Source organism: Pseudomonas sp. CFBP 13710, assembly GCF_014842235.1.
In the GTDB taxonomy this organism is placed as follows: domain Bacteria; phylum Pseudomonadota; class Gammaproteobacteria; order Pseudomonadales; family Pseudomonadaceae; genus Aquipseudomonas; species Aquipseudomonas baltica.
Genome location: NZ_JACYVJ010000001.1, coordinates 231,774 through 244,468 on the forward strand (window position 1 = coordinate 231,774; position 12,695 = coordinate 244,468).

A 12,695-nucleotide genomic window follows, 5' to 3' on the forward strand; every position below is an offset into this window, starting at 1 on the left:
TACCAATTTAGAATTGCTCCTTGCTGCGCAGGTGCTGAAGCGCCTTCAGATTGCTTGCGAGTACGCGATTGTTTGTTCCACTATGTCTTGGGTCGAAGCAACGCGGAGGAAGCGCTAATCCAGAATAAGGACCGGTAAGGTAGTCCGCGCTCAAGGCCGGATGATAGGTTATGTCATCGAACCCCCTATGCATCCACTTCGCAAGCAAAGATTGCTGCTCTGACCGCGCCCGGGCTCGCTTGTCATTTGTTGTGTCTTTTCCACGGCTTGCTGACTCTGCATGTACAAGCTTCGCGTTTGCTTCCCATATAAGAGAATGACCGAGGAGGCCTATTCGCAAACATAGATCCACATCGTTGAATGCCACAGGAAAGGTTTGTTCATCCATGCCTCCGCATTGACGGTAGAGGTCAGCACTTAACACCATGCATGCGGCTGTAACTGCACTGCGTTTGTGTGTTATTTGGTTCAAGCCTAGATAGCCTGCTTCATGTGCTTGAAGATAGTTGCCACAATGCGCTGCTACGCCATTTATACCAATGATAACTCCACCATGTTGAACCATGTTGTTAGGCCACATTAGTTTGGCCCCAGCTATGCTGATGTTTGGTCGTATTACTTGGCTGACTAATTCCTTAAGCCAATCCGCATTGAGTATCTCAATATCGTTATTGAGCAAGCAGACAAATTCGCCTGTAGCGATTTCCGCCGCACGGTTGTTGACTGCCGGGTAGTTGAAGGGGAACGGGTGCGGTAGTATGATCACCCCGCGCTGCTTCAGATCTGCTAAATATGTAAGTGTTTCAGGATCACTCGACTCATTGTCGATTATGATGACTTCCAAGTTTGGATAATCAGTCTGGCCCAATACACCTTCGACACAGGTGCGCAGCAATTTTACCTGATCCCGGGTAGGGATCATGATCGATACTTTAGGTAGTTCATCCGGCAACGGCCACCTCGCCCTTAGTAGGCCGGGAAAGTCCTCAATCGCCTCGATTGTCGCGCCTTCGCGGAGGGTATTGACGAGCCAAGCCATAGCGGCTTCTCGCTGCTCGCAGCGCGGAGCGTCCGCAGGTGTTACTGGACGGCTAAGGTGTCGGTGATAGACAACTTTGGGCAGGTGCACGACTCTGACTTTAGGGCTCTGAGTGAGCAGTGCTATGCTGGCAAGCAATGTGTGCCAGCCAAGCGTTGCGGTGCACAAGACGCTACTAGCGGTGTCGAGCGCCTGTTCAAGCAGAGAGGAAGTGAAGATGGCGCCAGGGGAAAAGACGTCGGCTCCTATGAACAGGTCTAGGTCCCATACCGGCTTCAACCATGGCGAAGAGCGCTCGCCAGCTAGTCCATCACAGTCACAATCGCCATAGGCCCACGCTGTACCGTCTTCCAGTAATGGCGCAAGGTGATCCAAAGCATACGCGGCCAGCCGGTCACCAGCTATTAGAGGGATTATGAGGTCGCAGCCCAGGTTCATCAGGCGCTTGAGTCCAGGCATTACATCCGTAGCCTCAACTACTTCTACCGCTTTGGCTTGGTGGCGCTGCTGACTTGCGCTGAGTCGGGATAGTGCCTCTAGTTGCGCATCTCCCTCGCTGATGATGAGCACGCCGCAAGTCTGCTTCGCTGCAATGCTCGCAGGTTCCGGCTTCTGGAACACCTCGAACCACTGCGGGTAGTGATTGAAACCGGCGCTCTTAGGCAAGATTAGCTCTTGGTAGTGAGCGACTTCGGCCATTAGCGCAACCCTGGCTTCATCACCGACGGTTGCCAAGTGACTGCGAAGCAGGGCTTCCACGCCTTCCGGCCAGCAGCAAAAAGCCAACGGGCTTCCAGAAAGCTGCTCGCCCAAGTCGTTTTGTACGTGCAGTGTATGGACCTTGCCATCTGCGAGCTCCCAAGGGAGGTCCAGTTCGAAACCATGGCTGCGGCTAGCCTTGTACGATAAGGCATGATGCAATTGATTGGCCTTGGCTGTTACCAGTACGTTGGCGCCTTCGCGGACGTGGATAGTAACCGAGCGGTTTGGATCGGCGGCATCGAATGCCCAGCCACTTATTCTCAAACCTCCGGTGTGCCAGACCTGAGACGCGGCGGGAGCCGGCTCGGAAGGCATTGCTGCAGGGAGTTGGATGGTGCCTGCCAACCATTCGGACTGATTGGCAACGCGTGCCGTAATCACGCTGCCAGTACTCAACCAACTCTCGCGAAGTTGAATGGCGAAGCCGTTGAACTGATCACCTGCTTCCGCGTCTGGGCAGAACTCGTTGGCTCGTACAAATGCCACGCTACTGCCGTCCACATGGATCTCCACCACCAGTTTCAGATCCGGTTTAGCAGCATCCATCGCCCAGCCTTGTAGCACATCACCATAGAGCCCGGCGAGTCGACCGCGAATAGTGGTTGTATTTTGATCGTTCATAGTTCTGTCAGGCTCGAAGCCTCTGTCCTTGATCTATCCAGCTGCGCGGGCGCGCAGGAGGTGGATTCGCTGATGGCATTTTCTCGCATTGAGTGAAGCGGTATGTCATGCAAGGCAGCCATCCGTATGCAGTACGCATCGGGGAGTAGGCCAGTATCCAGAGTGGCAAGCACTTTACATCCGCTGAGCGTCACCCACGTTGCCCGCTCGAACCCAGGGGAAGGAGTCAAGCCTTGCACGGCTCCTGTGGCAAGTAGCGTTTTCAATGCTGGAGTGTCGCCTTCTACACAGAAAATAGTGGACGAAGCGGCCCTGCGGAACTGTCTAGCCACTTGAGTCCATCTCTCAAGCGTTGCCGGTTGTGACAGATCGTCTGCGATGAGCATCCGCTGTGCTGGCTTCTCGACTATGGAGGGTCTATGCGTGGGGTCGCTGTTCGCCGCTCCAACGGACGCAGTGAGGCCAACTGCGTCGAACGTTTGCGTCAGATCGGCGGGCAACACCGGGCCCCCTGCGTAAATGTAATTTGCTACCCCGTTTTTGATCAGGGACGTTAGATGACCAAACAGTACCTTGCCGTCTTTAGGCAGGGTGTAATCTATGACCAACGCCAAGGGCTTCATCGGAGCTGAGAGTGTCGCAACAATGCCGGTGGCCCCCTGTCTGTAGACGAGACTCAACGCAGAGTTTTGTGGCGAGTCCGGCTGCACATGAACTGCCATGGCTGAACCACAGATGATTGCTTCGCTTTTCAGCCAGTTGCACAGGCTGCCGAAGCGCGCACTTTGCAGAGCGTTTCGAGCCGGCCGCAATGGATCCCGTTTGCAGAACGCGTCATAGTCCGCCTCGGCAGTGGGAAACCGTTTGCGCAATATGGCGTTGTTGTAGGCAACCCTTAGTTGTTTTTCTTCCTTGAAAGATACCCCGCCTTTATGGGCCACGAAAACGTTGGGTGCACCAAGATGGCGGAAGCCATGCTGACGCGCTCGCAGACACCAGTCCGTTTCTTCGCCATAACCTCGGCTGAGGTGCACTTCGTCCAAGTACCCCACCGCATCCAGTGCGCTGCGTTTTATGTAAAGGCAGAAGCCGCATCCTGTCTCCAGCTCTACCGCTGGACTGTTGACCGTGCGTGCCAGTTCATCAAGTTCGGCGTGTTCGGAGGGTGTCGGCATTGGCGCGCTGACACGGCTGACCGGAAAGCTCATCAGTTCGCCGTTGTTGGTGAACGGCGTCACCGAAGCGATATCGGCTGCTGCATAGGCCTTGTCACGCAGGCGGTCCAGCCAGTTGCCCTGTACGCGCGTGTCGGCATTTAGCCAGACCACATCTTGCAGGCCACTGAGTGCCATTCCGCGATTCATGTTTCGGATGAAACCGAGATTCACCGGGTTCTGGATCAGCTTGATCTTGCCTTTGCTTGCGAGAATCTTGAGCGCTTTATTCAATGCCGGAACTGGGGTCGCGTCATCCAGTACCACGATTCTGTGGGGAGTGCGGTTTAATTTGCGCGCTGCAATCGCACTGTTGATGCACTCCAGGGTTTCCTCGAGGCCGTCATACACGGGAATCAATACATCGACTGGCTGCGTTGCGCCCGCTCCCTCAAGTGCCGGTGGGGGAACGAAGGCAGGCATCGCCGAAACAGGGCTGCCCAGCAAGGGTGCCCCTGTCCCGAACCGTACCTGCACAGCTGGCGTGGGGTTGGGGACCTTGATTCGAATGCCGCCGTGAGTGGAAGGAAGGCCGACAGCTGTCAGCAACGGGTGTGCCAGATTCGCCGTAACGCTCATCGCCTGGCCGTTGGCTTCGAGGTGCAGGGTAGGGGCCGTTTGCGGATCTCTCAGGTCGACTGCCCAGCCCTGGATTTCCTTTTCATCAGGATTGAAGCGAACTACTCCGACAGTGGACGCAGTATCGGGCTGGGCGAGCAGCAACTTGAGGACGAACGAGAGCTCGGCTGCTTCAGTGATATCAGGAAGGTGAGCAAGGATAGACGCGCGCAGATCCTGAGATGATTCTGATTGGCTGCGAGCTTGCCACAGTGTCATCCGCAACGAGGCATCGTTGGGGTTTTTCTGCCAAGCCGCACTCAGGTATTTCTTCGCGGTTTCAGGTTGGTTCTGAAGCAGAATGCATCGGCCGACCAACGCATGTACGTCTGGTCGATGGGGCAGGAGATGAGCTGCGTTACTTAGAAAAATAAATGCCAGCTGAGGATCGTGCGACAACGCATCGATACCTTTCCAGATCAGAGCCTCCGGTCGGTATTCGGACGTCTGCATGGCGCGTTCCAGCGCTACAGCGGCGAGGTCATGCTCATTGGCCTGACGGTGGCGGTGAAAAATGTCCATGAGCGTTTCTCGCTCACGATCAAGGTTTCTGGACATGGGCTGTTCGATTCGCCATTCAAAATAAAAAGAAGGGCGACCCTAAAGTCGCCCCTTTTTTTCAGAACACGCCCAGCCTTTCAGCTGGACGTATCTTCAACTCGGCAGGGTGAGTTACACCGCGCCGTGCAGTACTACAACGTTGTCGATGTGAGCGATCGCTTCCTGCGAACCGATGATGCCGATGGCAACGTCAGCCTGAGTAGCGCCGTTGGCCAGAGCCTCGACCCAACCTGCTTTACCAGCAACGTCGGCTGCAGCCTGATCTTCGGTACGGCCCAGTGCTTTGACGTACAGGTCGTTCAGGAAGTTGTCAGTCGACTTCTCAGCAGCTTCGGACGAACCGAGGATGCCTGCAGCCACTTCGGCACGGCTTGCACCGTTGACCAGTTGACCGACCCAAGCGGACAAGCCGTCTTCGCCTGCATCACGGCCCAGAGCGGCAGTGTACAGAGCTTGGACGAATTCGCCGTTGCCGCTGTCTTGGGCGATGGCTTCTTGCGAAGTTGCAATGCCGGTAACAACGTCTACGAGCGAACCACCGCTGGCCAACACGCTCAGCCAGTTTTGAGCGCCAGCGGCGTCTTCACCGATGTTGCGGCCCAGCAGGGCACCGTACAGGGTGTCGATGAACGCGGTGTTGTCACCGTCGGTGTACTCGCCAGAGTTCAGGAAGTTCTGAGCAATGGTGTTCAACGAAGTACCTTCGTTGACCTGAGTAGTCCACTGCTTGGCGCCAGCAACGTCGGCGTCACGGCCGAGGATACCGTCGTACAGACGCAGGGCAGCAGCTTCGGCTTCGTTGTGAGCCAGCGCAACGGTGCTGATGACGCCAGCGGTGTCGGTGAAGCTCAGGAACTCGGCGTTGGTGATGGCCGCGGTTTGACCCAGACCTTGAGCGCCGTTCAGCGTGACGTTGAAGTTGTTGCCTGTAACGAAGCTGTAGTTGGCGGAAGAACCTTCCAACTGAACGACGTCATAGCCAGCGCCGGTGTTCACTACGTCAGAGTGGTTTACGCCGCTCAGAACGATGGTGTCATTGCCGGTACCGGTGGTGATGACGTTGTTGCCCAGGCCAGCGACTACGGTGTTGTTGCCGTTGCCAGTGGTGATGACGTCGTTACCGAAGCCAGCGTCGATGTAGGTGTTCTGATCGCCAGTTACGGTGATGATGTCGTCGCCGTTGCCGGTTTTGACCAGGAATTCAACAGCAGTAGCAGGATCAGCGGCAACAGCGGCGGCTGCGATGCTGAATGCGCTGAAAGTCGACACTTCTTCAGCCGGAGCTACTGGAGCTACAGGAGCAGCAGCAACAGGGTTGAAAGTGACGTTCAGGTTGGCATTGCTGTCCAGTACGAACGCTTTGGCCGAGGCCAGCGAATCAGGAATGGCCAAGGTAACGGTGTCGCCAGTACGGCCAGCGACAGTACCGGTTACGACTTCAGCAGCAGCAGTCTGACCAGTTGGAGTCAGAGGAGCCGAAACGCCATCCCAGCTAGCCAGGTTGACGGTGGCAGCTGTTTCCAAGCTCAGCAGGGTGCTGATCGCGGCCGCGGTAGCGGACGAGAAGTTGGTACCGGTCAGAGTGGTCTGGAACGATTCGGACGAAATAGGGCTGTCGTATTGCATGTGTAATTCCTGTTACTTCAGGCCATCTGGCCCGTGCTGCTGATTTTCTGCTTCAATGCAGAGTTTTCCCACGGAGACTTATTGCGGGGAGCGTTCATCTTCGTGACGGGATCTATGGAGAGATGCAGCGCCACCAGAGGCTCGGTGCCTGTGGGGCCATACATCATCTGGTTGGCCACGACGAGTTGCGGCGAGGAGCCGGAGAACACGATGTGGCCAGACAATTCGTAGAGGCAGCGGTTGGGACCGACCAGGCTGAAGCCTGCCGAAATCAGCGGAGAGGCTTTGCCGCGTGTCCCGGTGAAGGTGCCAGCAGCCACGTTGGGACTTGGGCCCGAACCGGCGACTGTTGAGGTGTAGACGAGATCTACGCCTTCTGGCTTGTTTTCCCAGATGACGCAAAAACCTTCCAGGCGTTTCGTGCCGTCATGCTCACCCACCCACCCTTTGGTGGATTCAACGTCGCCTGCGCCCTGGAGGTGCGCGATGAGCTTGAGCGTGGCGGGGGAGGCCGTTACCGCGAGTGCCGGGCTGGGCTCTGGGGTCGCAACGACAGAGAAATTGCGCATGATGGCAGGAGAGGTGTCTATACGGTCGATGCGCAGATCTATCGGATCAATTTCAGCATCGAACATGTGATATTCGGTGATCAGAACAGTGGCCACGCCACTTTTAACACGGGCAACTATAGTGTCGCCCAAGTGTGTAAGCATGTTCTTGCTCACACCCTCGGCTGGGAAGAAGTCGATAGACCCTTTGCCCAAAGGCGCTTGTTGTAGTGCGATGCAAACAGGCTTGTCTGCGGGGGGCTGCGAGGCATAACGAAAGATGTACATTCCAGGCTCTAGCAGGGTGACCCGCGAGCTGATTTTCAATCCATCTAGTGCATGCGAAGGCAGTGACATGAAATTCCGATTTCCTGTTGGCTTGAACACACTGTGCCATTGAGAAATGACAATCCCGAAACAATAACGTGGCCAGTGGCGGCTTCCCTTCGAGCGAGAATGATTGAGCCAGAGAGGGTAGGTTGTCAATCGTCGAGTGAAAAAAATCTTACATTCCCGATCAAGCCGGCTTTAGAGGGGTGACCGGGGGCAGCAGTCTGGCGCTAATGGTTTATGAATAGCCGTGTGGCCACTATTGAGGTGCGCAAATTATATTCGAAAAAAAACCTTTAATATCAGAAGGTTGCGATAACTAAGAATTTGTAATATTTGATTACGACAAATTTCAGTCACAATATTAGTGGCACTAAGCTATTACCTACAGCTTGATCGGAATCTTCCACTTGACAGGTAAAAATCTGTCGGATGGGCGTTATCCGCTTAGATCTGGATTCGGTTTCGGTGCGCGAGGCGATCGGTGGGAAGCCTAATGTTTCATACGCAAACTGAATAAAAAATTAAGAAAAAAACCGTAGTGCTGCATCCTCCGGTTCCATATGCTGCCCATGTTTTGACCCGCACTACTAGCAGCCTAATGAGAGTCGCGGCAGAACCTCCTATCAAACGGACGCGAGTGGTACACTGCGTGCCGTTTTAGCCATTTCTTCAGTACGGATACTATGAGTCGGTCACACGAGAATAATCTGCAAGCGGCTTTAAAGGCCTGTAAAACCAGCTTCCTCTCGGTAGGTTTCTTCAGTTTCTTCGTCAATGCGTTGATGCTGGTTCCAACCTTCTACATGATCCAGGTGTCCGGCAGGGTGGTTCCTGCCAGCAGCAATTCAACGTTGTTGATGCTCACGCTGATCCTCACCATTCTCATGATCACCATGGGTTCGCTCGAGTGGGTGCGCTCGAGAATCATGGTGCGCATCAGCAACCGGCTCGACGTCCTTCTGAGTCGGGATGTGTACCGGGCCAGTTTCAAGCGCGCGCTGAATAGTGGGGGGATGGATGCCACGGCCCAGTCGTTGAATGACCTGACGTCGCTCCGCCAGTTTTTGACCGGGCCCGGCTTGTTTGCGTTCTTCGATGCTCCCTGGTTTCCGATCTACACCGCCGTAATGTTCCTTTTCCATCCGTGGTTCGGCTGGATGACCGTGGCGTCAGGTCTGGTTCTGGTCGTGCTGGCGTTCGTCAATCACCGGTACACGGCGAACACCCTTGCCGCGGCCAACAAGGAAAGCGTCAGCTCCAACGTCACGACCAACAAGACATTGCGCAATGCGGAAGTCATCGAGTCCATGGGGATGCTTGAAACCCTCATGAACAGATGGGCGGTTCGTCAGCGCAAGGTGCTGATGCTGCAGTCGGAGGCGAGTGACAAGGGCGGGACCATTACCTCGATTTCCAAGACGTTCCGCAATTGGGCCCAATCGATCATGCTGGGTATCGGCGCCTATCTGGTGATCACTCATCAGGTGACACCGGGCCTGATGATGGCGGGCTCCTTGCTGCTGGGCCGTGCGCTGTCTCCCATCGACCAGATGATCGGCAGCTGGAAAGGGTTCATCGCTGCGAAGGTGCAGTACGGCCGTCTCAGCGACGTACTGAACAAACTCAACGCAGAACCGGAGCGCATGCCGCTTCCGGCGCCGCAAGGGCACATTCAGGTCGAGAATCTGGTTGTAGCGCCCCCGGGAGCCAAGGCTCCGGTGATCCGCAATATCAGCTTCGTTGCACCTGCCGGATCGATTGTCGGCATCGTCGGGCCGAGCGCGGCGGGCAAGTCGACATTGGTGCGCGCCTTGATGGGCATCTGGCCGACGCAGCACGGTGTGGTTCGACTCGATGGTGCTGATATCAGCAGTTGGGACAAGCACGAGCTTGGGCCCTATGTGGGTTATCTGCCTCAGGACATCGAGCTTTTCGAGGGCACCATCAGCGACAACATCTCCCGTTTTGAAAAAATCATCCCCGAAAAGGTGGTACAGGCCGCGCAGACAGCTGGCGTCCACGAGATGGTGCTGATGCTCCCCGACGGCTATGACACCGTGATCGGTAGCGATGGCATCAACCTTTCGGGCGGTCAGCGTCAGCGAATCGGTCTGGCCCGTGCCATCTACGGCAATCCGCGGCTTATCGTGCTCGATGAGCCTAACTCCAACCTCGACGAGGTGGGTGAGCGCGCGCTCAGCGTTGCATTGCAGAAGATCAAGGAGACAGGCGCCACCGTCTTCATCGTCTCCCATCGACCCAATATCCTTTCGCGGCTCGACCGCATATTGGTGATGTCCAACGGGACCATTTCTCTCTATGGCGAGCGTGACAAGGTCATTGCCGAGCTCGCAGTTCAACAGGCAAAAGGTCAGGCCCGTGTTGCCCAGCCCGGCCCAGGCCCAGGCACGAACGGTGCGACAGCGCCCGCTGCGCCTAATCCGCCGGCACCTCCTGCAGGCCCCGGCGTGCAAACGCCCGCTGCTTCCGCACCTAACGGCGCTTGAAAGGAATTCATCAGTGACCAGCAAGGCTATTACGACGTTCGATCACAACTTCGATGACATGCCCACGTCCGATCGCGGCATCAGGCGCATTGGCATGACTATCGTGTTTGTCACCTTTGGCATCTTCGGTACATGGGCTGCGGTAGCACCGTTGGGAAACTCGGTACACGGCACGGGCAGCGTTACGGTGCAGAGCTATCGCAAGACCGTTCAGCATCTGGAGGGCGGTATCGTCAAGGAGCTGCTCGCTCGCGACGGCGACATGGTCAAGCAAGGTGACCCGCTTATCGTGCTCGACGAAGGACAGTTGAGCAGCGAGTACGAGTCGACCCGCAATCAGTTGATCGTAGCTCGCTACAAGGAAGCGCGTTTGCGTGCCGAGCGCGACGGCTTGCAGGCCATCCCACCCGTGGTTCTGACGGGCACGGATTCGGAGCGGGCGCAGGAAGCGCTGGCCGGTGAGCAGCAGGTGTTCAGTGCTCGACACGATTCGCGGCTGAGTGAGATTTCGGTGCAGCGCGAACGTATCAGTCAGTTGAAGCAGCAGATACTGGGTCTGCAAGATATGATCAGAACCAAGCAGAATCTGGAAAAATCCTATAGCGGCGAGATCGTCCAGCTCAAAGATCTGCTTTCTCAAGGCTTCGTCGACAATCAGCGTTTGCTGGAACAGCAGCGCCGCTTGGACATGCTCAAGACGGAAGTGGCCGACCACCAGTCCACTATTGTGAAAACCCGCCTGCAGATCAGCGAAACGGAAATGCAGATCGTGCAGTTGAACAAGAAATTCAGCTCGGACGTGGCCAATGAGCTATCGGGCGTGCAGGCGCAGGTGTTCGACCTGCAAGAGAAGGAGAGCGCATTGAGCGATCGCCTGTCTCGTGTAGTCATCCGGGCGCCAGAGAGTGGCATGGTACTCGACATGAAAGTGCACACGGTCGGCGGCGTTGTCAGTGCTGCCACTCCACTGCTGGATATCGTGCCAGCGTCTGCCGAGCTCATCGTCGAGGCACACGTTGCACCGAACGATATCGACCGCCTATCGCTGGGCAAGAAAGCCGACATCCGCTTCAGTGCGTTCAACAGCACCACCACGCCTGTGATTGAGGGCGAGGTGACGCGTATTTCGGCTGACGCCCTGAAAGACGAACGCTCGGGTGAGCCCTACTACCTGGTGCGAGTGAAGGTTTCCGACGATGGCATGAAGAAGCTCGGCGATCGCAAGTTGCAACCGGGGATGCCTGCTGAGGTGCTGATCAATGCCGGTGACCGCACCATGCTCGAGTATCTGCTCAAGCCCGCTCAGAACATGTTCGCCACGTCGATGATCGAGGAATGACTGTGTCGCGTTTGTTACCTGGTGTGATGTTGAGCATGTTGGCGTTGCAAGCCGTTGGCGCCGAACCGCTGGTTCCCAACGATGTTCCGCCCAAGCCACCAGTGTCGGCTTCGACCTACGCACTGGACCTGGCCGGGCTGTACCGCGAGGCGCGTCTTGAAGACCCGCGCGTGCTGGCAGCCTATGCCCGGGCGCGGTCCGCGTCCGAGCAGCAGCGCGAAGCTTTGGGCGGCCTGCTGCCGCAGTTGTCGGCGCAGAGCAATTTCAACCGGATTTTGCGCAAGGACGACGCGGCGCGTGAGATCTACGACAACAAGAGCTATTCCCTGAGCCTGACCCAATACCTCTACAACAAGACCGCTTGGGAAGGGTGGCAGAAGGCCAAGAGCGTTACGGCGCAGAAAGGCGCCCAGGCCGAAGATTCCCACGCCGAGGCCACGGTGGATCTGGCCAAGCGATACTTCATCGCGTTGGCCGCCGATGACGAACTGGAGCTGGTGCAGGCCGAGCGGCGGGCTACGCAGAAAAATCTTGATCGGATCAACATGCTCTACGAGCGGCAGATGGCCAAGATCACCGATCAGCTCGATCTGAAGGCACGCGTCGATGCCTTGGCGGCGCAGGAAGTGGATGCGCGCAACCAGGTGCAGGTCAGTCGTGAGGCGTTGTCCGAGATCGTCGGCCGGCGGATCGACGAACGTCTGAGCCGCGTACGCAACGATGTGGCCTTGCAGGCGCCGACTGTGCCGCTGGCCAATTTCGTGTCCCAAGCCATGGATGCCAACCCCTTGCTCAAGGCTTACCAGAGCGGCGCCGAGGCCGCCGATGCGGCGGTGCGCGAAGGCAAGGGCGGGCACTATCCGCAACTGAGTGTGAGCCTGAGTGCTCAGCAAAGTGACGTAGGGTACGACAATACCTTGACGCCTCGCAGCGACAGCTACGTGGCGACGCTTGGGGTGAGGGTACCGATCTACAGCGGCGGTTCCACCTCGGCGCGGGTTCGGGGTTTGTACGATGACCAGCTGGCTGCCGAGCAAGACCTTGAGGGTGTGCGTCGGCAGGTGGTGAAGGAAACGACCACTTCCTACCTGACCGCCCAGGCCAGTGTGGAAAAGATCCGCGCGAACAAGAACGCATTGTCTTCGGCGCAACAGTCGAGTGTGGCCGCGCAGAAGGCGTTTGCCTATGGCGTGGTGAATGCGGTGGATGTATTGACCAGTGTGCAGAACGAGTTCAAGGCGCGTAGGGATTTGCTGAGATCGCAGTACGACTTCATTACCAACCTGTTCATGTTGAATCGTTGGAGTGGCAAGTTGAACCAAGAGAGTGTCGACAGTGTCAACGTCTGGCTCAGCCCCGAGCCGGAACAAGGTTTGCCTGGCGGTGATGTTGCCAAGGTGAAAACCAAACCCTGATTGATGTTGGATCGTCGATGTAACAACTCTGTAGGAGCGGTCTGTGGCCGCGAACGGAACACCGCGATACATCAGTCAGTCCTTGGTGTTCTTTTCGCGGCCACGGACCGCT

Annotated in this window: 7 protein-coding genes; 3 read left to right on the forward strand and 4 right to left on the reverse strand. The window is 56.7% G+C overall.

Annotation, left to right across the window (positions count from 1 at the left end; genetic code table 11):
- Window positions 1-7: 7 nt before the first annotated feature.
- The 4 genes from IFT44_RS01010 to IFT44_RS01025 all read right to left on the reverse strand — a co-directional run bounded on the left by IFT44_RS01010 (window position 8) and on the right by IFT44_RS01025 (window position 7,277).
- Complete coding sequence (locus IFT44_RS01010; protein ID WP_192175258.1) at window positions 8-2,422, reverse strand: glycosyltransferase family 2 protein; 2,415 nt, start codon at window positions 2,420-2,422, stop codon at window positions 8-10.
- Complete coding sequence (locus IFT44_RS01015) at window positions 2,419-4,776, reverse strand: glycosyltransferase family 2 protein (RefSeq protein ID WP_192175500.1); 2,358 nt, start codon at window positions 4,774-4,776, stop codon at window positions 2,419-2,421. Before IFT44_RS01015 ends, IFT44_RS01010 begins: the two co-directional genes overlap by 4 nt.
- A gap of 150 nt (window positions 4,777-4,926) precedes the next feature.
- The gene (locus IFT44_RS01020; protein WP_122478364.1) at window positions 4,927-6,441 is read right to left on the reverse strand and encodes a DUF4214 domain-containing protein; all 1,515 of its coding nucleotides are present in this window, start codon (window positions 6,439-6,441) and stop codon (window positions 4,927-4,929) included.
- Window positions 6,442-6,458: 17 nt separating this feature from the next.
- Window positions 6,459-7,277, reverse strand: coding sequence for a hypothetical protein (locus IFT44_RS01025; protein ID WP_192175501.1), 819 nt, complete (start codon window positions 7,275-7,277; stop codon window positions 6,459-6,461).
- A gap of 728 nt (window positions 7,278-8,005) precedes the next feature.
- On the opposite strand from IFT44_RS01025, the gene IFT44_RS01030 reads away from it, so the two are divergent.
- Genes IFT44_RS01030 through IFT44_RS01040 form a run of 3 tightly spaced genes read left to right on the forward strand, consistent with a single transcriptional unit; the run spans window position 8,006 to window position 12,583 of the window.
- Window positions 8,006-9,829, forward strand: a complete 1,824-nt coding sequence (locus tag IFT44_RS01030; protein WP_192175259.1) for a type I secretion system permease/ATPase — start codon at window positions 8,006-8,008, stop codon at window positions 9,827-9,829.
- 58 nt (window positions 9,830-9,887) lie between these two features.
- Complete coding sequence (locus tag IFT44_RS01035; protein ID WP_199861466.1) at window positions 9,888-11,168, forward strand: HlyD family type I secretion periplasmic adaptor subunit; 1,281 nt, start codon at window positions 9,888-9,890, stop codon at window positions 11,166-11,168.
- Complete coding sequence (locus IFT44_RS01040) at window positions 11,165-12,583, forward strand: TolC family outer membrane protein (RefSeq protein WP_192175260.1); 1,419 nt, start codon at window positions 11,165-11,167, stop codon at window positions 12,581-12,583. The genes IFT44_RS01035 and IFT44_RS01040 overlap by 4 nt, the downstream gene beginning before the upstream one ends.
- Window positions 12,584-12,695: the final 112 nt, after the last annotated feature.